Below are 23,433 nucleotides of genomic sequence, written 5' to 3'. Positions count from 1 at the left end.
CGGGGCTAAACCCCCCCCGGCCACGCAAACCCACGCGGCCCCACCAAAAAAAAACCGGGGCCCCCCCGCTTCTTAATTGCGAGAGTTTAGAGGCTTAAATGCGCCTGATGTTCGGGCGCGTTCCCGCTCTTGCGTGCACGAGTAATCTCACGCGTGACGACCGTCAACTCCTCACGCTTATCCGCCAATTCCTCATGATATGGTGACGGCTTGTCCATCTCGGATTGCAATTCTTTCATCTCACTTTCGATATATTCACGCCGCGAATTCTGCGTATCTCGACGCGTGCCAAGAGAAGCAACCATATTCTCCAGCCTCATAATCGAATGATGATCAGCGTTCAAAATCTGCTCCAACGAGAACGTCGTCCCCACACTCCACATTGCTTTCGGGTCATGAAAATCAGTGACTGGAGATGAAAAAATGCGGCGGGAAAATTCAACCGCCGCGATACCCTGGGCGTTGCCCGGGCGCATATAGATTGTCAACATTGTTGCAGGCCTTTCCTGGCCGACACATCAAGAGATGGAGAAAATAGCGGCCGAACGGGGCGCATCCACCGCTGAATGATAAACCAGTGGAATGCGCCCCGTTCTTCTCCATCGCTTGATGTGCTTCTTACAGGTCAGCGCATCAAGAGTTATTGTCAGGCCGTGTGCGAAAACTGTAGATCCTCACGCAAACTCGGTGCCTGGCGGTCAAGATAATCAGTTACCGAATTAATAATCAGCGCGGTTACATTCGTGTCATTAAGAGCTGCATAAACGCGCATCTGTTTAAGAAGATCGGCTGGACAATTAAAGTGTACATCCTTGGTTGCGCCGCGCGCCCCCGGCTTTGAATTATTCCTCATACCCCCACAATGCCACACAGATGGAGATATCGCCACAATGTGTTATTGATCATCGCGCCACACAAGCGCAGACAGTAGAATGAGAGCACCACAGAAAAGGGGAACACCATGAACCTCGACAATGAACATATCGACCCGATGGAATACGACATTCTCCTCGAACTCGCCACCCGCATCGAGGGCGAATACGTCGCCTGGGCTCGTGAAGTAAAGGGGACACCAGAAGAAGAATACTGGTGGAGTCAGCACGCTCACATTATGGCTCTCGCACGCTCGGTTGATTCTGGTAACCCCCAAGAGATCAGGAATGTGAAAGAAAAACTACGCACGATTTGGAATAACCTTCCCGCTGATCGTCCACAGCTTGTCGTATGAATACTCACCTCACGCCTGTGCAATTACGGGAGATTTTCGAAGAAGACGTTGTTCCACGATACATCAACGAGCAACAGCCACAATCCTCACTCGCTCCGGTTTTTGCTTCGGTTGGGGGTCAACCTGGCTCGGGTAAAGGCGGTGTGCTTGAGACGTTGAACATGCGTGCGAGTTCCGCGATGGAGTGTCTTTGCGCGTACGGGCACGGTGGCTTATCTTCTGATTGCGTGGACGCTGTTGAAAATTGTCCTGGTTATCTTCACGCTCGGGATGATCGGCTGGATCGTAAACTGACGACACGCATACTTGCGCCGGGTAGTGAAAATGAGGTGATGAAATTCCCTCATCCCATTTTCACTTAACGGTATACGTTGCGTCTGTGTCCAATGGAGAGAGCCAAGACGATGAATTTATCGTCTTTGATTTCAGCAATAAGGCGGTAATCGCCAATTCGATACCGCCATAAGTCAGCGAAATTTTCTGTTAAGGCTTTGCCGTGTATGCGTGGATTTTCTGCTTCTACAAGGTTTTTATTCATCCAGCCACGAATTATTTTCTGTGTGTAATAGTCAAGCTTGCGGAACTCTTTCTTAAACCGTGTAGAAAGTTCAACCTCATAACTGCTCATCGTCAAGTTCTTTCCAGAAATCAGCTATAGGCGTTGATTTGTAGCCATCTCTCGCCCAATCATCTAACGCTTCTTGGGCGATCTGTAAATCATATTCGTCTTCGATACGCTCAAAGAGTGCCTGCTTAAAAGCTTCACCCAAAGAAATACCATGTAAGCGTGAATAGCTCGTAGCTAGTTTGCGCTCTTGCTCGCTCAGTCTGATTGAAAAAGCCATATTTTCCACCCCCCTGCTAGTACAAGGTACTGCGTCTGGGGTGGGGGTTGTCAATGCACTAGATACGAGAGAGCCAAGTCCGTGTGGCTGCACTTCATGAAGTGGGGAAAGGTTGTTGCGTAGACTGTCACTGTTCGTACATGAACCGCTCAAGGCGGCGTAGTATCCACAAAAGTGGAGCTACGCCGCCTTGGCTTTCAGTGTGGAGTTTAGTTGTCGTGTTCTGGCCATGAGAATGTTGCCATTTGCAGTCCGTCCTCGTCGTTGATGATTTCTCCAACAACGACGTCGTGCTCTTTCCCGTCCTTCGTGGTCACAGTGACCGTATCTCCTTCGGCAAGGTCGAGCCCTTGTGCCCCACGTACCGTCATCGAGCTTATGGAAGATCACGCGCCCGTCTGCGACGAGATCGACTCCATCATCGCCCCAGATGTCATCGGTGTATCGGCGGAAAATGATTGCGCCTTCATCCAAGGATGCGCCCTGGTCGAGCGGCTGGTTGTTGTCCATCACGCTTTCCTTTCGGTTGTTTGAGCGAGTAAGAGCCCACACGGATCGGGATAACTCCTGTACCCAACGGCGCGACGTTACGATTTGCTCCGACGTCGGCGATTAACACGGTATACTCCCTGTGTCGCGCCGCGATATGAGAGAACATCGGTCGCGTGCTCAAAGTAAGGTGAGGAAGCCAATGCAACACGTAACGATTCGTGAATCACACGTCGTCATCGAAGAAACCTCGACGCTAGAGGGAGCGGCTCGTGTCTTAGCTGCTGCGATCAATCCAATTGATTTTGCGATCGGTTCGGGAAAATTTTTCAAGCGCGGGTTTCGTGATGGTGACACCCTCGGATATTCGGGCGTTGCGCAGATACCTGACGGCGAGCGAGTTTATTTTCAACTTCCTCATCCGCCTGCCGGATCTTTTGCAGAATATGTGGATCTCTCTGATGCTTTCACCGCACCAATTCCCGACAATCTCGACTCATCGACGGCCGCCGTGCTCGGTGTTCCGGGTATTGCGGCAGTGGGAGCAATTGAGTGTGCCCGAGTGAGCGCACTGGACACCGTTCTGATCACAGGCGCTAACGGTCACCTGGGTCTCCTCGCAGGGCGAGCTGCGCTCAATTGTGGAGCCAATGTTGTGGCGATGGTTCGTTCGGCTCAAGCCCTGGAAACGATCCAAGCATCTGGAATGACAGGTTTTATTACTCAAGACCCGTCTGCTCCCGAAATTGCAGAGGTCCTTGCAGAATGTGCGCCTGGCGGGATTGATGTGGTGATCGATCAACTATCGGGCCCGTATGTTGGCCCGATGATGTCATTGATTAACAATCGTGCGCGCTGGATTCAGATTGGTTCGGCTGCAGGAACTCATGCTGAGTTCCCCACTTCGATCTTCCGCACTAAAGGAATCTCTATGCTCGGGTATACGAATTTTCTGTTGTCCGATACGGATGGGCGCAATTACTATGCACAGGCTTGCGGACTGTATTCAGCTGGTGTGACGTTGCCATACACGAGCATCACTCTCGATCAGTTTGCGCAGACCTGGAATGGGCTCGCTAAGAAAGAACTCCACGGCAAATATGTAGTGAAATTCGAGTAGGGTCACGGATCAACGAAGAAATTTAGCTTTTACATCCCCCCCCGATGAACCCGCGAAATTTCGCGGGTTCATCGGGGTTTAATGCTCGATAAATTATCAGGTTAGTGATTTAAACCCTCACTCACCCGAGATTTTCTCGCATGAGAATTGTCCACGTTGCACAGTGGATTTCGTCCCCACCACGACGATGTGGTCAGCGGGGTATCGGCAGAGCAACGATGCGAAAGCCGATGCGAATATTCACCGAAAGGAATCATCATGCCAATGTCAATTTCCGGACAGAATTTCCTCAAGCTCCTCGATTTCACCCCAGACCAGATCCGTTATCTCCTGCGTCTGTCGAAGGAGTTTAAGGACATGAAGATGGCCGGTGTTCCCCACAAATACCTCACAGGCAAGAACATCGTGCTTCTTTTCGAGAAGACCTCCACCCGTACTCGTTGCGCATTTGAAGTCGCCGGCAACGACCTTGGAATGGGAGTCACCTACCTCGATCCAGGCTCGTCGCAGATGGGCAAGAAAGAGTCGATCGAAGACACCGCTCGCGTGCTCGGACGTATGTACGATGGCATCGAGTACCGCGGCTTTGCTCAAGAGATCGTTGAAGAAATCGGTGCCAAGGCAGGCGTTCCTGTGTGGAACGGTCTAACCACAGAATTTCACCCCACTCAGATGCTCGCCGATATGCTCACTGTGGAAGAGAATTTCCCAGATGGCCTCGTCGGCAAGAAGCTTGTCTTCATGGGCGACGCGCAGAACAACGTCGCAAACTCTCTCATGGTGGTCTGTGCCAAACTCGGCCTTCACTTCGTCGCTTGCGGCCCGAAGGAGCAAATGCCGGCCGATGACCTCGTTGTCACCTGCCGCGAGATCGCGAAGGAAACCGGTGCCGAAATCACTCTGACCGAGGATCCGGAAGAGGCAGTTAAGGATGCCCATGTCATCTACACCGATATTTGGGTGTCGATGGGTGAGCCGGCTGAGCTCTGGGAGAAGCGTATCAAGCTCCTTGAGCGCTACCGCGTGACCACCGAACTCATGAACAAGGCACGTAAGGATGCGATCTTCATGCACTGCCTGCCGTCCTTCCACGATATCAACACCACAATCGGTGCAGATATTGCCAAGCAGTTCGGTGTCACCGAGATGGAAGTGTCCGACGAAGTGTTCGAGTCCACCCGCTCGCGCGTATTCGAAGAGGCCGAGAATCGTATGCACACGATCAAGGCTGTCATGTACGCAACACTGTCCTAAGGGAGTCATAATGTCGGAAAAAATTGTTGTTGCGCTTGGCGGTAACGCACTGGGGAAGACACCTAAAGAACAACTTGAGCTCATTGCCGCCACTGCGTCACCCATCGTCGACCTGGTGGAATTAGGTAACCAAGTCACCGTCACTCATGGCAACGGACCGCAGGTTGGCATGATCAAGGTTGCGACGGACACCTCGGCAAAAGCCTCGGTCACTCCGTCGATCCCATTCGCCGAGTGCGGTGCGATGTCGCAGGGCTATATTGGCTACCATCTCCAACAGGCAATTGGCGACCAGCTTCGTGCGCGTGGCATGAGCCAGCCATGCGCCTCCGTCGTCACGCAGGTTGTCGTCGACGCCGATGATCCGGCTTTTGAAAAGCCGACAAAGCCAGTGGGTGCTTTCTACACCGAAGAGGAAGCAGCCGCACTTCACGAGGAAACCGGCAACACCTATGTCGAAGACGCTGGCCGTGGCTGGCGTTGGGTTGTCGCTTCGCCAATCCCGGTTTCGATTGTTGAAGCACCCGTGATCTCCTCGCTCGTCGACAGTGGCGCGGTGGTTGTGGCTGCTGGTGGCGGCGGAATCCCTGTGGTTGATAAGGGTGAGCACTACGAGGGAGTTGCGTCGGTGATCGACAAGGATCGCACAGCAGCTCTCCTGGCAGGCCAGCTCAGTGCGGATACCCTTTTGATCCTCACTGCGGTTGAGCAGGTGTATGTCGGATTCAATACCCCGCAAGCACAGGCTATCTCTGAGATGACAGTGACAGAGGCTCGCGAGCGCATTGCTGCAGGCGAATTCGCTCCCGGCTCGATGCTACCTAAGGTTGAAGCGTGTATCGAGTTTGTTGAGCAGAACCCGGGTAAGCGTGCCATCATCACGTCGCTTGAGAAAGCGGCGGATGGGCTCAAGGGCTTCACTGGAACGGTTATCCGAGGTGTGTGATGAGCGAGGGACAACAAACCGTTAATGCTCAGGCACCGGTGTCTAAGCCAAAACGGAAGCTGAAGTTCCGTGTCCCAAGTGCGTTTACGGTGCTATTCGTCTTGACGATTCTTGCCGCAATCGCAACGTGGGTGATCCCGGCTGGACAGTATGCGAAGCTTTCTTACGACGCCAAGGGGTCAAGCCTTGTGCTGACATCTCCTCAGGGTGAGGCGAAAACCTTGCCGGCTGAGCAGCAGTCACTCAAAGATCTCGGAATCGATCTTGATATTGGTCAGTTCACGTCAGGTGCGTTGAATAAGCCAATTTCGGTTCCAGGTTCTTACGAGCGTCTTGACCAGCATCCTGCAGGTGTCTCGGATGTTCCTAGCGCGATGGTTCGCGGCACGATCGAGGCTGTGGACGTGATGGTGTTCATCTTCGTCCTTGGTGGTTTGATCGGAGTGGTGCGTAAAACGGGTGCCTTTGAATCCGGCCTTGTCGCGCTGACGAAGAAGACGAAGGGGCGCGAGTTTGCGTTGATTTTCTTCGTTTCGGTGTTCATGCTGGTGGGCGGTTCTCTGTGTGGCTTGGAAGAAGAGGCGGTGGCGTTCTATCCCATCCTTGTCCCAATTTTCTTGGCTTTGGGATATGACTCCATCATCTGTGTGGGTTCAATTTTCCTTGCAGGATCGATGGGGACAACTTTTTCCACGGTGAACCCGTTCTCCTCGGTGATCGCGTCAAATGCTGCAGGTATCCAGTTCACTGAAGGTATTTGGTGGCGTTTGGCCGGCTTGATCGTTGGCGGGATTGTGGTGGTGTTCTACCTCCACTGGTACTCGAAGAAGATTAAGGCCGATCCGTCGAGCTCCTATACTTGGGAAGATCACGAGGACTTCACTCGCCGGTGGTCCATGGCATCGTCGATGGATGATGTCACGAACTTCAACTGGGAAAAGAAGATCATCCTGACGCTGTTTGTCTCAGCGTTCGTGATTATGGTCTGGGGTGTGATGGCTGCCGGTTGGTGGTTCCCACAAATGGCCGCTGCCTTCTTGGTCATCGCCATTATCGTGATGCTGATCGCGGCGTGGGGTAAGGAGAAAGTTTCGGAGACAGCATTGGTTGATGCCTTCTCTGAAGGAGCATCTTCGTTGGTGGCAGTGTCGCTGATCATTGGTCTTGCTCGCGGAATTAACCTTGTGATGAACGAAGGATTGATTTCGGATACGATCTTGAACTCGCTGACAAATCTGGTCAGTGGAATGTCTGGCCCGTTGTTCATCATCATGCTTATGCTGGTGTTCTTCATCTTGGGCTTTGTCGTTCCGTCGTCGTCAGGCTTGGCTGTGCTCGCGATGCCGATTTTTGCTCCGCTTGCCGACGCTGTTGGTATGCCTCGCTGGATTATTGTCATGGCATACCAGTACGGCCAGTACGCGATGCTCTTCTTGGCGCCGACCGGGCTGGTGATGGCAACTCTGCAGATGCTGAATATGAAGTATTCGCATTGGTTGAAGTTTGTGTGGCCGATGGTTGCTTTCGTCCTCGGATTCGGTGGGATCCTGTGTGTGACAGCGGTGATTGTTTCTGGCTGATGAGTGAATGAAAGAGGGGATGGGGTAGCGGCGAGCTTCCCCATCCCCTCTGTGTATTTCTGTGACGTGCAGAAATACTGAAAAGCGATCGGAACATCGTGATGTTGGCGTGACGTGTGTCGACAGATCTCGATCTGGCTGGAGAAGCATTGCCCCTGATAAAATGTGTCCCGCTTCATTTCTGGTAGTGACATGCTCAGCGGTCAAGGAGGATCAGCGTTGTTCCTGTTCTTTTATACGATGATTGTCTTTGTTTGCTCGCTGTTTATTTCAGCTGTATCGTTTTCGGCATTTGTTGTGACACGTCGGAAAATGTTTGCGCTTGCTGCCGCAGCATTCATGTTTTACTTTTTTGACGTTGGGCTGGTGTTTCGCACCGCCTACGCTCAACCGAACTGTTCTGTGCAGACGATGTTCACGATTACCTCTCCGCTCGAATCTGTTTTCTTGGGTGCGGGAGTTTTTGGTTGTCTGTGGGCGATGGCATGTCGATTCGTTGAGGTGTCAATGCGCCCAGCAAAGATCGCTGTCGGTGTTTTTGTTGTTGGGTCAGCGGTGACCTATTTCGGTATGAGCAACCCGCGCGATCGGGAATTCGCCTTTTTTACGATGCGTTCACTTATGATTCTCGCTCTCGTAGTGTTTGGGGCATGGGTGTTTATCCGAACAGTTGACCGTCTGGAGCGTAGACGCCTTCTCACGCATTTGCCCTTGGCACTCGGCATGTTGGCAGGCAGTCTGGGGACGTTGGTGTGGAATATTTACTTCCTCTATATTCGTCCGGCGCTGAAAGATGCGGGTGCTCCGGCCTTTATGCCGGAGAGGAATTTTGTCGAAAATGCACTGATTTTAGGAATCGGGTTTTGGTTTGTGCGGGCTGCTGTGCGGCGTTTGGCATTGTTTTATGAGCACACACCAGAGCAGCCGACTCCTGCTCGTGAAAAATTCCTCGAGTCAGGTGTTCGAGCTTTCGCTCAACGTTTCTCCCTTTCTGAACGTGAATCGGAGATCCTTACTGAAATCGTGCGAGCCAAAACGTATTCGGCCATTGCCTCGCAACTTTTTATTTCCCCGTCAACGGTGAAGGTTCACGTTCATAATATTTTGAAAAAGACATCGCAGCCTGATCGTGATGCGCTTGTCAGAGAATTCTGGCACGGTGTCTAGCCCCGATGCACGGTGTCTAGCCCCGATGCACGTGGCTGTGTCACCGTCGGGGAGTGGAAGTTGGCTGTTTGAAGGGAAAGGCTGTGGAGTGGATTTCCGCCCTACGCCGCAACTGACGCGAGCGCACGAGTGAGTGCAGTGTCGACGTCGGTGGAGAAGGCTGCGAAGATGACGTGGAAATCGCCTGGATATCTACGCACAGTGTCGATAGCGATGTCGGCTGCTTCGTTGACGGGCCAGCCGTACACGCCTGCACTTATCAGTGGAAAGGCAATGGTGCGAGCCTCCAGGCTTTCAGCGATGCGCAGAGACTCCCGATAGCATGAAGCAAGTGTTTCGCTGCGGTCTTCCTGACGTGAATAGACAGGCCCGACGGTGTGGATTACCCACGTTGCAGGGAGCTTTCCTGCAGTGGTCGCCACTGCCTGGCCTGCGGGCAAACCGCCGGGGAGGGTGGTTGCGCGGACTTGCTGACATGCGGCGCTGATTGCGGGGCCACCGGCTCGATGAATTGCGCCGTCGACTCCGCCGCCCCCGAGGAGCGTGGAGTTTGCCGCGTTCACGATGGCGTCTGCATGGATCGTCGTGATATCAGTGCGTCGGATTTCGATCTCCATAGTCCTAACCCTAGGTGGGGGTCAAGGTAGAGGTAAGTCCTCGTGAAGCGAAAATGTCACGAATCACTATGACATGCGGCTCACTCATATTTCCGATAAGGACGTTGGTTCGCATGATTCTGCCGGATGTGTGATGGGGAGGGTTGGTTGAGGTGGGCTGGAATACAGGGTAGAAATTGAGATTTATATAGTTTATTATTCAACCATAAAGGGAGTGGCACAGTCTGCTCGAGGATGGATCTCCGCAATTGCGCGGGTTTAAGGGAAGGATGACTCATGGCAACGACAATTGCTGCTGGCGATGCAATGATGAAAGTACTCGAAGCCTATGGTGTGAAGAATATTTACGGCCTGCCGGGCGGCTCTCTCGACTCCACGATGAATGCTATCTACAATTTCCGTGACCGTATTCATTATGTTGGGGTTCGTCACGAAGAAGCTGGTGCGCTCGCGGCAGTGGCGGAAGCGAAACTAACTGGACGAATCGGTGTCACCCTTGGATCGGCTGGGCCCGGCGCTGTGCATCTCCTCAATGGGCTTTACGATGCCAAAATTGACAATATCCCGCTCCTGGCGATTATTGGTCAGGTTCCGACATTCAATATGAACAAGGATTTCTTCCAAGAAATGCCTGAAAATCCGATGTTTGCTGATGTGTCAGTCTATAACCGCACGGTTATGACGGCCGCTCAACTTCCGATGGTGATCGATAAAGCGATTTCGACAGCATACGAGAAGAAGGGCGTCGCCGTCGTCGTCATCCCGAAGGATTTGGCATGGATGGAGATTGAAGACACCTATATTCCGTCAGCTGGCGTGTTCTCGGATGCTCACTGGGATCGTTCCGCTCGTGAAGAAGACGTGAGAAAGGCGGCTGATCTTCTGATTCACGGCAAGCGTCCGTACATCTACTTTGGGCAAGGCGCGAAGGGCGCTGCCGACGAGTTGCGCGAGCTTTCCGATCTGCTTCAGGTTCCGCTCGGTTCGACGTACTTGGCCAAGCCAATTCTTGAAGGGGATGAGAAGGCGTGGATGCTTTCCACTGGACGCGTCTCGACCAAACCTGGCGTTGAAGGCGCACGCTTTGCTGAAGAAGTTCTCTTTATTGGCACGAACTTCGAGTTCCCTGCCTTCAATCCGCAAGCGACATTTATTGATGTCAACCTGCGTCCGTCAGTGCTGGGAGATCGCCATCCCGCGTATTTGGGTGTGCTTGCTGATGCGCCAACGTTCCTACGTCAGCTTCTTGCCGAGGTAAAGAAACGTCAGGAACAGGGTGAGGATCTCACGAGCGCCCATCAGCTCTGGTATGACGCAATGGTTCGCAACCGTGCACAATGGGATGCCTGGATTGCCAAGAATGCCGAACGTGTGGATGAGTCTCCGGCGCGATTTGAGCCGATCTACAAGGTTATCAATGAACACGCAGCTGATAATGCCGTCTTTGGTGTCGACGTTGGCAATGTCAATATCGCTACGGCTCGTTTCTTGAATATGGGTAAGGAGCGGACGTTCACGACGTCGCCGTTGTACGCAACGATGGGCTACGGTGTTCCGGCTGGTCTTGCTGCCGCGAAAGCGTTCCCTGATCGTGAGATTTGGACTCTTTCGGGCGATGGCGCATTTGCAATGATGAGCCAAGATCTCGTTGCTCAGCGCGACGAACATGCACCTGTGATTAACGTGGTCTTCACGAACAAATCGCTGGGATTCATTGAGGCTGAGCAGGATGACACCAATCAGCCTCATTCGGGAGTTGGCCTGTCGGATATTGATTTCGCCAAAGTTGCTGAAGGCTTCGGGGTGAAGGGGTATACGGTTCACACTGGTGCCGAGTTTGAACAGGTGATCAGCGAAGTCAAGGGGACGAAGGAGCCGGTAGTGATCGATGTGAAGATCACGAATGACCGACTTCTCCCTGTCGAGCGTTTTGCTCGCGGCAACTATGACGTTGCTGCTTTCCTTCGGGAATACGACGCTGAAGATCTGACGCCGATCGCTCAGATTCTTGACGATCTTGAGGCGGGCGATGCTAATGGCGGAAAGAAATTGGAGAAGTCAGTTTCCGATATCTGACCGGTGGGCTGCGATGGTAATACGCAGCCAGATCCGTTTGCGCGATAGGTGTGGCGCGGCTAGGGAAACTAGCCGCGCCACACGCTTTTAGGTAGAAAGTCCCATTAGTGAGAAAAATTTTTCCTGACACAGTGTAGTAAGGATGAGGTGTATCACATATAAACTCCAGTAAACTTACGGTTTGAGCAACTGTAAATTTTGCAGGTTGGTACATCTGTTCTACATGAATTTTTCCTGAGAATTCGGAATTTGTGGATGCCGCATATTTTTTATTTGGTACGTTTGTACCAACGCAAAGACGTGTGGGAATCTCAAAGGAGCGACCACTATTACTCAAGGGGGAGTCATGAAACCTCATGTAGCTTCTGAAACCGCCCCGCTGAAGCAAGTGATGCTTCACCGGCCAGGAACGGAGATGCTCCGTCTCACCCCGTCAAATAAAGACAAGCTCTTGTTTGACGACATTCTCTGGCTTGAAAAAGCCCGCGAAGAACACGATGTATTCGCCAAAGAACTCACTGATCGAGGCATCGAAGTTCTCTACTTTCAAGAGCTCCTCTCTCAGACACTCGATATCCCTGAAGCCCGAGCCTCAGCTCTCCAACGAATTTTCACGGAGGAATCGATCGGTTTTGGAGCAGTCGACGCTGTCGCTAACTACTGTGAGCAACTTCCATCAGATGATCTTGCTGCTCTTCTGATTGGTGGAATAACCAAGCGAGAGCTTTTTGAACGCATTCCGAAGACCACATCGGTATCGATGGAGGCGATCGACGACGACGATTTCGTCCTTGCGCCCCTGCCGAATCATCTCTTCACTCGCGATACTTCGTGTTGGATCTACGATGGCGTATCGATCAACGCAATGCGGATGTCGGCTCGTCGTCGGGAAACCATCAACGCTGAAGTGATCTACCGTTACCACCCACGCTTCACCGAATACGGACCTTACATTCACTCCAATGGTCTTGAAGCTGGTGATGCCACTGTTGAAGGCGGAGACGTCCACATCATTGGCAATAAGTCGGTTCTCATTGGAATGAGCGAACGCACCTGCCCACAGGGTGTCGAACGTTTAGCTGCACGGCTTTTCGCTTCGGGCCAAGTTGAGCGAGTGGTTGCCCTCGAAATGCCCAAGAGTCGAGCACAGATGCACCTCGATACGGTGATGAGCATGGCCGATCCAGAGACATTCGTGAAGTACCCCGGATTGGGAATGCTCCGGTCGCAGGTGATTCGCCCAGGTAGAACACCGAAAGAACTTGACGTCACCGTTCACGACCCCTCCCAGATGCACGATGTGATTGCCCAGGCTCTCGGACTTGAGTCGATTCGTGTCCTTGAGCCACCGTTCGATGCCCTCACGTCTGAGCGTGAACAGTGGAATGACGGCTCGAATGTCCTGGCAATCGCTCCCGGCGTGGTCGTCACCTATGAACGCAATACTCCGACAAATGACTTCCTTGTAGAAAACGGCCTGGAAGTTGTGGCCATTGCGGGTAACGAACTCGGACGTGGGCGAGGAGGCCCACGTTGCATGAGCTGCCCAATTGTTCGCGAAGACATCTGAATCAACCTCTACCCCTCAATACACGAAAGGCATGATGATGGATAACACATTTACAGGACGCCACTTCCTCAAGGAAATTGACTTCACCCCCGCCGAATGGCGAAAATTGCTCGAACTCTCCGCAAAGCTCAAAGCTGATAAGAAGGCTGGAAAAGAAGAGAAGCACCTTGTTGGCAAGAACATCGCGCTGATCTTTGAAAAGACCTCCACTCGTACCCGTTGCTCGTTTGAAGTCGCCGCATACGATCAAGGTGCTCAAGTCACTTATCTCGACCCATCAGGATCGCAGATGGGACACAAGGAATCCGTGGCTGATACGGCTCGAGTTCTGGGGCGTATGTTTGACGGCATCGAGTTCCGAGGCAAGAAGCAAGAACACGTGGAGATGCTCGCTGAACTTTCCGGAGTTCCAGTCTGGAACGGTTTGACCGACGAGTGGCATCCAACCCAGATGCTTGCTGATCAACTGACGATGATCGAAGCATCGGGCAAGGATATTTCCGAAATCTCGATGGCATACGTCGGTGACGCCCGAAACAACGTGGGGAATTCACTTCTGGTTTCCTGTGCAATGATGGGCATGGATGTGCGCATGGTGGCTCCGAAGGAGCTACAGAATGCCCCTGAAATCGTCGAAATGGCACAGAAACTTGCTCAAGCCGAAGGTGGCAAGGTCCTCATCACCGACGACGTCGCTGAAGGCGTGAAGGGCGTCGACTTCATCTACACCGATATTTGGGTCTCAATGGGTGAACCAAAGGAGGTCTGGGATGAGCGCATCGCACTTCTGCGCGATTACCAAGTCAATGCAGAGCTCATGGAGAAGGCAGGTTCGCAGGCGAAGTTCCTCCACTGCTTGCCGTCCTTCCATGACCGCAACACCACAGTGGGCGAAGACATCTTCCAGCGCACTGGCCTCGATGGTCTCGAAGTGACCAACGACGTCTTTGAGTCACCAGCATCGATTGTGTTCGATCAGGCCGAGAATCGTATGCACACGATCAAGGCCGTCATGGTCGCAACGTTAGGGAGCTGAGGATGCGAATTGTTGTCGCTCTTGGAGGAAATGCTCTGCTCAGGCGTGGTGATACGCCCGACGCCTCCACCCAGATCGAGCATGTTCGGCACGCTGCCAAACAACTAGCCAATCTTGCTAAAGAACACGATCTTATCGTCACTCACGGCAACGGCCCTCAGGTTGGTGTCCTCGCACTTGAAAGCGCGAAGGACGAAAGCCTATCGCAACCCTATCCCTTCGATACCTTAGGCGCGGAAACCCAGGGCATGATCGGTTACTGGCTCTTGCAGGCGTTACAAAACGAATTGCCAGGTCGAGAGGTGGCAGCGCTGATCAACCAGACACTTGTCGACGCCGATGATCCGGCTTTCGCGAACCCCACGAAGTTCATTGGTGAGGTGTACTCGAAGGACGAAGCGCTGGCATTGGCAGAAGAACGTGGGTGGACAGTCAAGCCCGACGGCGAATACTACCGTCGAGTCGTTGGCTCGCCACTCCCGGTGCAGGTTGTCGAGACAGCCACGATTCGTCGGCTTGTCAACGACGGCGCAGTGGTGGTGTGTGCCGGCGGAGGTGGAATCCCCGTCGTCGACGAGGGCGGACGCATCAGTGGTGTGGAAGCTGTGATCGACAAGGATCGCACGGCGGCTGTCCTTGCACAATCGCTCAGCGCCGATGTGCTCATGATCCTCACCGACGTCGACGGTGTGTACGAAAACTACGGAACACCGCAGGCACGCGCCTTGAGGGAAGCGACGCCAGAACTTTTACGCACGATGGGTCTTCCCGCAGGCTCGATGGGACCGAAGGTTGATGCCGCATCCCAGTTTGTTGAAGCTACCGGCGGAACTGCAGTGATCGGGCGTCTGGAAGACGCAATCGATAACTTGTTGGGCAACGCTGGAACTCGCGTGGTTGCATAACCGCGCACAACGAAATCCTCACCCAGGGTTTCTCATCGCCTGAGGCGACCATCGGCCACCTCTCGTTTCCTGCTCAACAGAGCAGCGTACCAATACAACAACAAAAACAAACATCACAAAGGAGTGAATACGATGACGAAAATTGTGAACTCGTGGAATGATTTTGATCCGCTCAAGCACGTCATTGTTGGCCGTGCAGAAAATTCGATGATCCCGCCCGAGGAGCCTGCAACATCTGAGAAGGTGCCTGTTGATTCCGAGATGCGTGGAATGTGGGGGCCGCGTCCGCTCGAAACCGTCGAGAAGGCTGCAGCGCAACTGGACTTCCTCGCGAAAACGCTCGAAGAGCACGGAGTCAAAGTTGACCGTCCGACTCCTCTCCAATGGAATCAGCACATCAAGACCCCGGATTTCCAGAATGATTCGATGATGACATGTATGCCGCCGCGCGACATTCTTCTCACCATCGGTAACGAGATCATGGCGTCGGCGAACTCGTTCCGCTGCCGCTACTTCGAATACCTCGCATACTGGCCGCTGATGAAGCAGTACTTTGACGAAGATCCAGAATTCAAGTGGACTCAGGCTCCGCGTCCGCGTCTGACCGATGCTTCCTACAAGCACAATTACTACGATGAGAAGATCTCGCTTGAGGAGCGTCTGGTGCGCACCGCGAACAAGGACTTCGTCACCACTGAAGTTGAGCCAATGTGGGATGCTGCTGACGTGCTCCGCCTAGGCAAGGACCTCTTTATTCAGCACGGTTTGACTACGAACCGTACAGCAATGGAGTGGTTCAAGCGCTACTACCCGGATTTGCGAGTTCACGCAGTGAACTTCCCGGGTGATCCCTACCCGATCCACATCGATGCCACGTTCGTGCCATTGCGCCCGGGTTTGATCATCAACAACCCACAGCGTCGTCTGCCTGAAGAGCAGCGCAAGATCTTCGAAGCAAATGATTGGGAGATCGTCGACGCAGCTCAGCCGGCGCACACCACGCCGCCGCCGCTGTGCTACTCCTCCGTGTGGCTGTCCATGAACTGCCTGGTTCTTGATCACAAGACCGTGATCTGCGAGGCTTCCGAGGTCCACCAGATGGAGCAGATGGACAAGCTCGGAATGAACGTCATTCCGGTGCCGTTCCGCGATGCTTATCCGTTCGGCGGCGCGCTCCACTGCGCAACCGCTGACGTCTACCGCGAGGGTGGCTGTGAGGATTACTTCCCGAACCAGGTCGAAGATCCAACCCTGGTCTAGGGCATATAAGGTGGGAGTTGCACACACCGTGCAACTCCCACCTTTCCCAAATTTATTTTCAGGGAAAGGGGCAATGATGTCCAACAACACTTCTAATCCAACAAATTACGCAATGAATAAGTCGTTGGGCGTGACTGCAATGGTGTTGTCTGCCACTGGTATGGGTCTTGTTGGGACCTTTTCGCGTGGTGCAACAGCCGGGCTCAATCCCGATGACAAAGCAGTTATCGGATCTTTCCTTGCATTCGGACGAATGACGTTCGGAGTGATCGGGTTCGTCATCATTGCGCTTTTAACACGCAAAATTCGCGATGTTGTTTCTGCCAAAATTACCCCCGCCGTGATTCTTGGCGGCGTGTCAATCGGTCTTTCGCTCGGTTGCTATATTTCGTCCACCTTGCTGACATCTATCGCCAACGCGGTGTTCTTGATCTACACTGGGCCACTCTTTTGTACGATTTTGGCTCGCGTGATCCGTAAAGAGCGAGTGTCGGCTCTTGCCTGGTTTTTTCTCTCCCTCGTCTTCATTGGCATGTTGTTAACGATCGGAGTAATCGGGTGGGATAACGGGTTGACTTTCGGACTCGATCTGTCTGCGGTTAGTGCTGAATACCCGAAGAAACCACTGGGTGACCTTTTGGGTTTGCTCTCGGGGGTTTTCTATGGGCTTGCCCTCTTCTTCTATGGTTACCGCAAGGATATGGATTCGGTTGTTCGCGGCACATGGAATTTTGTCTGGGCTGCAGTTGCTGCGCTGGCAATGTCGCTGGTGCTTCAGCCATGGCACGGCGTGTCTACTTTCTCTGCCTCGAATTGGGGGTGGGCAATCGGCCTTTTCCTCGTCTGTGGCTTGTTTGCGCTCGGTTGGCTGGTTGTCGCTGGTCGGAACTTGCCGGCAGTGGAAATGTCAACGATTTCTTACTGGGAGTGCGTCGTTGCGATTGTCTGCGGTGTCCTGATCTTCCACGAGTCGATCGGCTGGATTAGTGGTATGGGTGGCTTGCTGATCATTATCGGAGGATTTGCCCCGGTCTTCTTCAACGAAGATCCCAGCACTGACAATGCACTTGTGGATCAGTGATATGCCACTGTGAAGAACTGGTCGCAATGGCGAGGTACCTGTAAAGGATAGTGATGGAAATGTCCCACGCAATTATTCGGGGAGAAAATTCCGTTGATTCACCGGAGTTCAAAAAGACTCTGCACCGGGCCGCTGGCGCAAGTTTCATCGGCAACTTCATCGAATGGTTCGATTACGCATCATACGGGTACCTCGCCATTGTCATTGGCGCCGTGTTCTTCCCTGAATCAAACGAACCCGTACGCCTCATGTCAACGTTCGCGATCTTCGCGATGTCTTTTATCTTGCGACCTGTTGGTGCAGTTCTATGGGGTGCGTGGGGAGACAGATTTGGCCGTCGATGGGCACTGTCGTGGTCTATCCTCATTATGTCCGGCTCAACCTTCTTGGTTGGTCTCTTACCTGGATACGAAAAAATCGGGATTGCTGCTCCGCTCTTGCTCCTGGTTCTGCGCATGATCCAGGGATTCTCTGCTTCGGGCGAATATGCGGGAGCGGCGACGTTCTTAGCAGAATTTTCCCCGCGAGATCGTCGTGGCATGTATACGGCGCTTGTCCCGGCGTCGACGGCGGCTGGCTTGCTTGCTGGCTCGCTGTCGGTGACGGTGTTGCACAACGTCCTCGACCCTGCTCAGATGCATTCGTGGGGGTGGCGTGTTCCGTTCTTGCTTGCTTTGCCATTGGGGTTTGTTGGCCGTTTCATTCGTGTTCACTTGGAGGATTCTCCTGTCTTCCAGGAGATGGCGGCCAGCCCCAATATGAAAAAGAACAAGTACCCGTTGCGCGATCTTCTCAAGCACCACCGTTTTCCCCTCGTTGTTGCTTTCGGGGTTTCGTCTTTGAACGCTGTGGCGTTTTACATGCTACTTAGCTACATGCCAACTTATCTCCACGAAGCCCTCGGTGTTCCAGAAGCGACAGCAACCGGAATTTCGTCTCTGACGCTCACGGTTTATATCGCCGCGATCGGTATTATGGGCCATTTTTCCGACATGATCGGACGACGTCGGATGCTCATTTTCGCGTCAGTGGCTTTCATTATCGGCTCGGTTCCGGTGTTCTGGTGGATGGGACAGGCAGGTTTGTGGGCGATCATTCTCTGTGAGCTTATTTTTGCTATATGTCTGACACTGAATGACGGTCCACTGGCGACCTTCCTCGCCGAATCTTTCCCGACAGAGGTGCGTTATTCCGGTTTTGCTCTGGCGTTTAATGCTGCCAATGCCCTCCTTGGAGGAACCGCGCCATTTGTTGCAACGTGGCTAATATCGGTAACGCATACGCGCCTTGCCCCTGCAATCTATCTCGCAGTGATCGCAGTGGCTGCGCTTGTGGCGATGCTCTTTGCCAGGGATAACGCTGGTGAAGAGTTGGCCGATATTGAATGATCGACACTTCCCTGTATCAACGTAGCATTGCAAAATAGTGGTTTGGGCAAAATCCAATGGGCAGGGTTGCTAAAATCAAGTCGCACATTTTGAATACTGGGGAGAATCGTGATGGCTCACGCGACAAGCGAGGTAATGCAAGGATCGACTTCTCGAGGTCAGATGCGCAGGCTCCGAATTATTGAAGCCGCAGCCGATTTGATCTATGAGAACGGTCCCTCGTCGGTGACCCACAGAAGTGTAGCAGCTCGTGCGAAATGCTCACTTTCGGCAACAACGTATTATTTTTCTGGACTCGAAGATCTTTTATATCAAGCAGGCAAGACCAATATTTCTCGGTGGGCTACGCGTGCTGAGCGCATCGCCGAAACGGTGGAATCGCTCAGTGGAAAAATCGATGCTGAACAGCGCACCAACTATGTTTTAGCAGCCACTTTGCCTGAAGGAAATGCGCTCTCAGGACACTACGCCCAGCTCATGGATGCGGGAAGTTCTGCACCGATCGCGCGAGCCTATCGCACAGGCAGATCCCGCTTGAATATGGCAGTAGAACGAGTTCTGTCACATTTGGGTGTTAAAGCTCCAGCCGAACTTATCATCGCTATTGTCGACGGCGCTGCAGTGTCGGCATTGTCGGAGGGGCGTGAAGTGCGAGAGAACGCGCGCGCACTCCTCGTCGAATTTTTCAGGCTTTTGGGCTGTGAGGCGGTGTTGTAGCAGGAAAATGAAGAGGTCTTTTCTCGCACGAACAACACTGATCTAGGCCTCCCGTCCCTTTTCCGGGACCAAAACCCCAATAACTCCTGAAATCTCAAGCGAAAATCCATCCCATGTAGGACTTTGGGAGGTAGGGGAGATAATCGCATAAATTCGCTGAAATTGTTTTCAGCAATAATGCAATCGGCTCTATTGTGCCATCTTCTTCGTTCTCGCTTTTGTTTGTCTCACCCCGATAAAGTTAAGGGGCAAGACAACGAGGGCGGCGTCAAGTTGCCGAGAAAACCTCAGTTGCTCAGAAAAGGAAGAGAATCATGACTCCAACGGAAAAGGCAAAGACGACCTCAGGAGCTGTGAAGGATCAGCAGTCCGACATCACCGCCATGATTGATGAGCTCGCCAAGAAGGCGCGCGTGGCTCTTGAAGAGTTCGACTCCTACGATCAGGAGCGAATCAATAAGATCGTGCATGCGATGGCACTCGCCGGAACCGATCAGCACCAGAAACTTGCCCGTAAGGCCATTGATGAGACCGGCCGTGGTCTCTACGAAGACAAGGCCGTAAAGAACCTCTACTCTACCGAGTACATCTGGAACTCGATTAAGTACAACCGCACAGTTGGTGTCATCAAGGAAGATAAGCAGAAGGGCATCACTGAGATTGCAGAGCCGATCGGTGTGATTGCGGGCGTTACTCCGGTGACCAACCCGACATCGACGACGATGTTTAAGTGCATCATCTCCATCATGACTCGCAACCCAATCATCTTCGCGTTCCACCCCTCAGCACAGCAGTGCTCGACGGCGGCAGCGCAGGTCATGCTCGATGCCGCCGTCAAGGCTGGCGCGCCGGAGAACTGCATTCAGTGGATTGAGCAGCCATCTCTTGATGCCACCAAGAGCCTCCTCAACCACCCGACCATTGCACTGACTCTCGCAACCGGCGGTGCTGGAATGGTTCAGTCGGCATACTCCACCGGAAAACCGGCTCTCGGTGTTGGTCCGGGTAACGCTCCGGTTTACGTACACAAGACCGCCAAGATCCGTCGCACCGTCAACGATCTCATCATTTCCAAGACGTTCGACAACGGTATGATCTGTGCTTCCGAGCAGTGCCTCGTTATCGATGAGGAAATCAAGGACGCTCTCATGGACGAGTTCGTGGCAATGGGATGCCATATTGTCACTCCTGATGAGAAAAAGAAGCTCACAGCATTCATGGTTCGCGACAACGGCACCATTGCCCCCGGCGTCGTCGGCATGAGCGCTGGCCGTATCGCGAAGGAAGCTGGCCTCGACTTACCTGAGCGTACGAAGATTCTCCTCGTTGAACTCGACGAAGTTTCGGATAACGAGCCTTTCGCACACGAGAAGCTCTGCCCAGTCCTCGGTTTCACGACCGTCAAGGACGATGTCGAAGGCTTCGACGTCGCTGAGAAGCTGCTCAAGATGGGCGGCCTGGGACACACCGCAGTTGTCCACACCCAAGACCGTGAGATCGAGCAGGCATACGGTCTGCGTATGAAAGCGTGCCGTATCATCGTCAACTCGCCGTCGGCTCTTGGCGGTATCGGTGACGTCTACAACGGCCTGGTGCCATCGCTGACGCTCGGCTGTGGCTCCTACGGGCGTAACTCGGTGTCGCACAATGTCTCGGCAACAGACCTCATCAACGTTAAGAGAATCGCGGAAAGGCGCAACAACATGCAGTGGTTCAAGGTTCCGCCGAAGACCTACTTCGAGCGCTACTCCACCCAGTATCTCCAGAAGATGCAGGGTATTTCCCGCGTCTTCATCGTCACCGATCCTGGCATGGTCATGAACGGTTACGTGGACGTGCTCATTGCGCACCTCAAGCAACGCCGTGACGACGTCGCATGGAACATCTTCCAGGATGTCGAGCCAAACCCGACCTCGAACACCGTCTTCCGCGGTGCTCAGCTGATGAACGAATTCAAGCCTGACTGCATTATCGCCCTCGGTGGCGGCTCGCCAATGGACGCAGCGAAGGCAATGTGGCTGTTCTACGAACACCCAGAGAGCTCCTACTTCGGCATGAAGCAGAAGTTCATGGATATCCGTAAGCGCACCTACCGCTTCCCCAAGCTTGGGCGCAAGGCTCAGTTCGTGGCAATCCCGACGACGTCGGGTACCGGTTCTGAGTGCACGCCGTTCGCGGTCATTACTGACTCTGAGAACCACGTGAAGTACCCCTTCGCTGATTATGCGATCACTCCAGATGTGGCAATCGTGGACGCACAGTACGTTGATTCAGTGCCGCCGCGTACCGCAGCCGATTCCGGCATGGACGCACTGACCCACGCGATCGAGTCCTACGTGTCGACTATGGCTTCGGATTACACTCGCGGTCTGTCGTTGCGTGCAGCGCAGATGATTTTTGCGAACCTGCGCAAGTCGGTTCTCGAAGGAGATAAGGACGCCAAGGAGACGATGCACAACGCATCGGCAATGGCTGGTATGGCATTCGCAAACGCCTTCCTCGGAATTGTCCACTCGCTTTCGCACAAGGTTGGCGGTGAATTCAATATCGCTCACGGCCGCACGAACGCGATCTTCCTGCCTCACGTGATTAAGTACAACGCTACTAAGCCGTATAAGCATGCGATCTTCCCCAAGTACGAGCACTACCGTGCAGACGAGGATCTCGCAGAGTTCGCTCGCTTCATGGGCTTCGGTGGCGCGACTACCGAAGAATCGGTTGACAACCTCATCAAGGAAGTCACCAAGCTCGCGCAGGATTTGGGTATCAAGATGAGCCTCAAGGAGAACGGCGTGACTCGCGAGATGCTCGAAGAGAAGATCGACGTTTTGGCCGATCTTGCTCTCGAAGATCAGTGCACCCCGGCAAACCCGAAGGCTCCGCTCGTCTCCGAGCTCCGCGACCTCATCTACGACGCTTACGAAGGCGTGGTGGGATTCACTGCAGGTGGCGGGGTCATCTCCGACGCTGCAGTGGCAGACGCGCAGCCCAAAGGTAAGCAAGCTGATCTGACCGGTTCAGAGGCTGATCCTGTCAACCAAAAGGCTGCTCAGGCATCGGATGAGGCTCTGGCTGGCAAGAATAAGAGTGCAGACAAGCCGAAGAAATCAGGCAAGTGACGGTTTACTCGCTCGCCCCCAAATGCTGGAAGTGATCGAGTAAAAGTTTCAAACCTCATCGTGAGCTGACAGTTCGTCCCTGACCTATCGATGATATGGGCTGGGTGCGAAGGTGAAAGCCACGCAGGCAGTACGCCGATCACACTGCTGATCCGGTCGGCGTGCAGTGGGCGGGGAGGAAAAATTCCTCCCCGCCCACGTATATATATTGACGGTATATATATTGGCGGTTTCGCCCTCTTTAGGACTGGCTCTTTCACGAGTATGCTGGCGACATGTATGTGGCACGTCAGCATGAGATTGATCGAGAAACAGCACTAAATTTTGCGCGAGATATCGCCATTGGCCAATGGGTGTCCTCTGGAGACGCCGGGCTTAATGCCACGATTTTGCCATTTTCGCTTGAAGAGCGTGGCGGCAAGCTTTACGCCCAGGCCCACTTCAACCGTGTCAATCGTCAATGGGCAGATACGGGTGATGCGATGGTGATTGTTCACGGTCCCATATGCCACGTGTCGGCTTTAGACTTTCCTGAACAATCTCCTGACGCACGGATGCCCACGGTGCCGACCTTAAATTACGTCACTGTCCATCTCAAAGGGCGTTTCATTGTGCGCGACAATGAAGAATTCACGTTAGCTCATATGCGTCGTATTGTTGACCACTTTGAATCGAGTTGGAATCTGGATCAGATTGACGATCAGCTCCTGAGGCGTTCTTTGCGTGCAAATGTGGGGGTTGAACTCGAGGTCAAGGAAGTCATCGGCAAAGCCAAACTCAGTCAAAATCTTTCTCCCGAAGCATTGCGCTACACAATCGATCACTTGCGCGCTCGCGATCCTCGCGCTACCGACGTCGCTGATTTAATGGAGAGGATCGCGCTACCGTGGGCTGAGGAACGCGACAGTCGCGTTGAGAATGCCCGAGCAGCAGGAGCGTCGACATTGCCGATTTCGCCGAACGGTGCGATGCCTAAGTTTTCGTCTGAGGTGGAGATTACCGCGGGATGTTCGCGCCTGGCGAGGTAGGCCGTCC

Annotated in this window: 24 protein-coding genes; 17 read left to right on the top strand and 7 right to left on the bottom strand. The window is 53.4% G+C overall.

Going from position 1 to position 23,433, the window contains the following annotated elements:
- Positions 1 to 86: 86 nt before the first annotated feature.
- The gene (locus ACTOVJ_RS07170) at positions 87 to 491 is read right to left on the bottom strand and encodes a hypothetical protein (RefSeq protein WP_449504361.1); all 405 of its coding nucleotides are present in this window, start codon (positions 489 to 491) and stop codon (positions 87 to 89) included.
- A 155-nt stretch (positions 492 to 646) separates the two neighbouring features.
- Positions 647 to 853, bottom strand: a complete 207-nt coding sequence (locus tag ACTOVJ_RS07165; RefSeq protein WP_449504665.1) for a hypothetical protein — start codon at positions 851 to 853, stop codon at positions 647 to 649.
- A 108-nt stretch (positions 854 to 961) separates the two neighbouring features.
- Between ACTOVJ_RS07165 and ACTOVJ_RS07160 the strand changes: the two genes are divergently transcribed.
- Together ACTOVJ_RS07160 and ACTOVJ_RS07155 are read left to right on the top strand one after the other, a co-directional pair.
- A complete protein-coding gene (locus ACTOVJ_RS07160) occupies positions 962 to 1,228 on the top strand; it encodes a hypothetical protein (protein ID WP_449504362.1) in 267 nt (88 codons plus the stop codon).
- Positions 1,225 to 1,590 carry a hypothetical protein gene (locus ACTOVJ_RS07155; RefSeq protein WP_449504363.1) on the top strand — a complete coding sequence of 122 codons (366 nt, stop codon included), beginning with the start codon at positions 1,225 to 1,227 and terminating at the stop codon, positions 1,588 to 1,590. Before ACTOVJ_RS07160 ends, ACTOVJ_RS07155 begins: the two co-directional genes overlap by 4 nt.
- On the opposite strand, the gene ACTOVJ_RS07150 is transcribed toward ACTOVJ_RS07155, so the two are convergent.
- The 4 genes from ACTOVJ_RS07150 to ACTOVJ_RS07135 form a co-directional block, all read right to left on the bottom strand.
- The gene (locus ACTOVJ_RS07150) at positions 1,587 to 1,856 is read right to left on the bottom strand and encodes a type II toxin-antitoxin system RelE family toxin (protein WP_449504364.1); all 270 of its coding nucleotides are present in this window, start codon (positions 1,854 to 1,856) and stop codon (positions 1,587 to 1,589) included. The two genes, ACTOVJ_RS07155 and ACTOVJ_RS07150, sit on opposite strands and share 4 nt — an antisense overlap.
- Positions 1,843 to 2,073, bottom strand: a complete 231-nt coding sequence (gene relB / locus ACTOVJ_RS07145; protein WP_449501999.1) for a type II toxin-antitoxin system RelB family antitoxin — start codon at positions 2,071 to 2,073, stop codon at positions 1,843 to 1,845. Before relB ends, ACTOVJ_RS07150 begins: the two co-directional genes overlap by 14 nt.
- A 209-nt stretch (positions 2,074 to 2,282) precedes the next feature.
- On the bottom strand, positions 2,283 to 2,444 hold the full coding sequence (locus ACTOVJ_RS07140) for a hypothetical protein (RefSeq protein WP_449501998.1): 162 nt from the start codon (positions 2,442 to 2,444) through the stop codon (positions 2,283 to 2,285).
- A 95-nt stretch (positions 2,445 to 2,539) separates the two neighbouring features.
- Entirely contained in the window at positions 2,540 to 2,692 is a 153-nt protein-coding gene (locus tag ACTOVJ_RS07135) for a hypothetical protein (protein ID WP_449504365.1), read from the bottom strand.
- Positions 2,693 to 2,764: 72 nt separating this feature from the next.
- Between ACTOVJ_RS07135 and ACTOVJ_RS07130 the strand changes: the two genes are divergently transcribed.
- From ACTOVJ_RS07130 to ACTOVJ_RS07110, 5 genes are all read left to right on the top strand, one after another.
- The gene (locus ACTOVJ_RS07130; protein ID WP_449504366.1) at positions 2,765 to 3,682 is read left to right on the top strand and encodes a zinc-binding dehydrogenase; all 918 of its coding nucleotides are present in this window, start codon (positions 2,765 to 2,767) and stop codon (positions 3,680 to 3,682) included.
- A gap of 258 nt (positions 3,683 to 3,940) precedes the next feature.
- Positions 3,941 to 4,936, top strand: a complete 996-nt coding sequence (gene argF, locus ACTOVJ_RS07125; RefSeq protein ID WP_449504367.1) for an ornithine carbamoyltransferase — start codon at positions 3,941 to 3,943, stop codon at positions 4,934 to 4,936.
- Positions 4,937 to 4,946: 10 nt separating this feature from the next.
- A complete protein-coding gene (arcC, locus tag ACTOVJ_RS07120; RefSeq protein WP_449504368.1) occupies positions 4,947 to 5,882 on the top strand; it encodes a carbamate kinase in 936 nt (311 codons plus the stop codon).
- Positions 5,882 to 7,462, top strand: coding sequence for a YfcC family protein (locus tag ACTOVJ_RS07115; protein WP_449501993.1), 1,581 nt, complete (start codon positions 5,882 to 5,884; stop codon positions 7,460 to 7,462). Before arcC (ACTOVJ_RS07120) ends, ACTOVJ_RS07115 begins: the two co-directional genes overlap by 1 nt.
- 240 nt (positions 7,463 to 7,702) lie before the next feature.
- Positions 7,703 to 8,629, top strand: coding sequence for a helix-turn-helix transcriptional regulator (locus ACTOVJ_RS07110; RefSeq protein WP_449504664.1), 927 nt, complete (start codon positions 7,703 to 7,705; stop codon positions 8,627 to 8,629).
- Positions 8,630 to 8,730: 101 nt separating this feature from the next.
- On the opposite strand, the gene ACTOVJ_RS07105 is transcribed toward ACTOVJ_RS07110, so the two are convergent.
- Positions 8,731 to 9,246: an O-acetyl-ADP-ribose deacetylase gene (locus tag ACTOVJ_RS07105; RefSeq protein WP_449504369.1), complete on the bottom strand. Its 516-nt coding sequence runs from the start codon at positions 9,244 to 9,246 to the stop codon at positions 8,731 to 8,733.
- A gap of 276 nt (positions 9,247 to 9,522) precedes the next feature.
- Here ACTOVJ_RS07105 and spxB point away from each other — a divergent pair, with 276 nt between their 5' ends.
- From spxB to ACTOVJ_RS07055, 10 genes are all read left to right on the top strand, one after another.
- Entirely contained in the window at positions 9,523 to 11,322 is a 1,800-nt protein-coding gene (gene spxB, locus ACTOVJ_RS07100; protein WP_449501990.1) for a pyruvate oxidase, read from the top strand.
- Between the two features lie 346 nt (positions 11,323 to 11,668).
- Positions 11,669 to 12,892, top strand: coding sequence for an arginine deiminase (locus ACTOVJ_RS07095; protein ID WP_449501989.1), 1,224 nt, complete (start codon positions 11,669 to 11,671; stop codon positions 12,890 to 12,892).
- 37 nt (positions 12,893 to 12,929) lie between these two features.
- Positions 12,930 to 13,928, top strand: a complete 999-nt coding sequence (gene argF / locus ACTOVJ_RS07090) for an ornithine carbamoyltransferase (RefSeq protein WP_449503391.1) — start codon at positions 12,930 to 12,932, stop codon at positions 13,926 to 13,928.
- Between the two features lie 2 nt (positions 13,929 to 13,930).
- Entirely contained in the window at positions 13,931 to 14,833 is a 903-nt protein-coding gene (gene arcC, locus ACTOVJ_RS07085) for a carbamate kinase (RefSeq protein WP_449504370.1), read from the top strand.
- A gap of 132 nt (positions 14,834 to 14,965) precedes the next feature.
- Positions 14,966 to 16,093 (top strand): serine/threonine protein kinase, encoded by a 1,128-nt coding sequence (locus tag ACTOVJ_RS07080; RefSeq protein WP_449501986.1) that lies wholly within the window; start codon positions 14,966 to 14,968, stop codon positions 16,091 to 16,093.
- Positions 16,094 to 16,169: 76 nt separating this feature from the next.
- Entirely contained in the window at positions 16,170 to 17,174 is a 1,005-nt protein-coding gene (locus tag ACTOVJ_RS07075; RefSeq protein ID WP_449501985.1) for a DMT family transporter, read from the top strand.
- A 53-nt stretch (positions 17,175 to 17,227) separates the two neighbouring features.
- A complete protein-coding gene (locus ACTOVJ_RS07070; RefSeq protein WP_449501984.1) occupies positions 17,228 to 18,562 on the top strand; it encodes an MFS transporter in 1,335 nt (444 codons plus the stop codon).
- Between the two features lie 111 nt (positions 18,563 to 18,673).
- Entirely contained in the window at positions 18,674 to 19,279 is a 606-nt protein-coding gene (locus ACTOVJ_RS07065; RefSeq protein ID WP_449501983.1) for a TetR/AcrR family transcriptional regulator, read from the top strand.
- Positions 19,280 to 19,593: 314 nt separating this feature from the next.
- The gene (gene adhE / locus ACTOVJ_RS07060; protein WP_449503393.1) at positions 19,594 to 22,398 is read left to right on the top strand and encodes a bifunctional acetaldehyde-CoA/alcohol dehydrogenase; all 2,805 of its coding nucleotides are present in this window, start codon (positions 19,594 to 19,596) and stop codon (positions 22,396 to 22,398) included.
- 275 nt (positions 22,399 to 22,673) lie between these two features.
- Positions 22,674 to 23,426, top strand: coding sequence for an FMN-binding negative transcriptional regulator (locus ACTOVJ_RS07055; RefSeq protein WP_449504371.1), 753 nt, complete (start codon positions 22,674 to 22,676; stop codon positions 23,424 to 23,426).
- Positions 23,427 to 23,433: the final 7 nt, after the last annotated feature.

The sequence above is a fragment of the Arcanobacterium sp. (ex Cirak et al. 2026) genome (assembly GCF_053585065.1).
The sequence above is the reverse complement of the archived record's forward strand: the minus strand, read 5'-3'. Positions and strand labels throughout refer to the sequence as shown.

Excerpts from the sequence above, each read along its gene's own strand:
- ACTOVJ_RS07170 (WP_449504361.1), bottom strand. The coding sequence starts at position 491 with ATGTTGACAATCTATATGCGCCCGGGCAACGCCCAGGGTATCGCGGCG.
- ACTOVJ_RS07165 (WP_449504665.1), bottom strand. The coding sequence starts at position 853 with ATGAGGAATAATTCAAAGCCGGGGGCGCGCGGCGCAACCAAGGATGTA.
- ACTOVJ_RS07160 (WP_449504362.1), top strand. The coding sequence starts at position 962 with ATGAACCTCGACAATGAACATATCGACCCGATGGAATACGACATTCTC.
- ACTOVJ_RS07155 (WP_449504363.1), top strand. The coding sequence starts at position 1,225 with ATGAATACTCACCTCACGCCTGTGCAATTACGGGAGATTTTCGAAGAA.
- ACTOVJ_RS07150 (WP_449504364.1), bottom strand. The coding sequence starts at position 1,856 with ATGAGCAGTTATGAGGTTGAACTTTCTACACGGTTTAAGAAAGAGTTC.
- relB (WP_449501999.1), bottom strand. The coding sequence starts at position 2,073 with ATGGCTTTTTCAATCAGACTGAGCGAGCAAGAGCGCAAACTAGCTACG.
- ACTOVJ_RS07140 (WP_449501998.1), bottom strand. The coding sequence starts at position 2,444 with ATGACGGTACGTGGGGCACAAGGGCTCGACCTTGCCGAAGGAGATACG.
- ACTOVJ_RS07130 (WP_449504366.1), top strand. The coding sequence starts at position 2,765 with ATGCAACACGTAACGATTCGTGAATCACACGTCGTCATCGAAGAAACC.
- argF (WP_449504367.1), top strand. The coding sequence starts at position 3,941 with ATGCCAATGTCAATTTCCGGACAGAATTTCCTCAAGCTCCTCGATTTC.
- arcC (WP_449504368.1), top strand. The coding sequence starts at position 4,947 with ATGTCGGAAAAAATTGTTGTTGCGCTTGGCGGTAACGCACTGGGGAAG.
- ACTOVJ_RS07115 (WP_449501993.1), top strand. The coding sequence starts at position 5,882 with ATGAGCGAGGGACAACAAACCGTTAATGCTCAGGCACCGGTGTCTAAG.
- ACTOVJ_RS07110 (WP_449504664.1), top strand. The coding sequence starts at position 7,703 with ATGATTGTCTTTGTTTGCTCGCTGTTTATTTCAGCTGTATCGTTTTCG.
- ACTOVJ_RS07105 (WP_449504369.1), bottom strand. The coding sequence starts at position 9,246 with ATGGAGATCGAAATCCGACGCACTGATATCACGACGATCCATGCAGAC.
- spxB (WP_449501990.1), top strand. The coding sequence starts at position 9,523 with ATGGCAACGACAATTGCTGCTGGCGATGCAATGATGAAAGTACTCGAA.
- ACTOVJ_RS07095 (WP_449501989.1), top strand. The coding sequence starts at position 11,669 with ATGAAACCTCATGTAGCTTCTGAAACCGCCCCGCTGAAGCAAGTGATG.
- argF (WP_449503391.1), top strand. The coding sequence starts at position 12,930 with ATGGATAACACATTTACAGGACGCCACTTCCTCAAGGAAATTGACTTC.
- arcC (WP_449504370.1), top strand. The coding sequence starts at position 13,931 with ATGCGAATTGTTGTCGCTCTTGGAGGAAATGCTCTGCTCAGGCGTGGT.
- ACTOVJ_RS07080 (WP_449501986.1), top strand. The coding sequence starts at position 14,966 with ATGACGAAAATTGTGAACTCGTGGAATGATTTTGATCCGCTCAAGCAC.
- ACTOVJ_RS07075 (WP_449501985.1), top strand. The coding sequence starts at position 16,170 with ATGTCCAACAACACTTCTAATCCAACAAATTACGCAATGAATAAGTCG.
- ACTOVJ_RS07070 (WP_449501984.1), top strand. The coding sequence starts at position 17,228 with ATGGAAATGTCCCACGCAATTATTCGGGGAGAAAATTCCGTTGATTCA.
- ACTOVJ_RS07065 (WP_449501983.1), top strand. The coding sequence starts at position 18,674 with ATGGCTCACGCGACAAGCGAGGTAATGCAAGGATCGACTTCTCGAGGT.
- adhE (WP_449503393.1), top strand. The coding sequence starts at position 19,594 with ATGACTCCAACGGAAAAGGCAAAGACGACCTCAGGAGCTGTGAAGGAT.
- ACTOVJ_RS07055 (WP_449504371.1), top strand. The coding sequence starts at position 22,674 with ATGTATGTGGCACGTCAGCATGAGATTGATCGAGAAACAGCACTAAAT.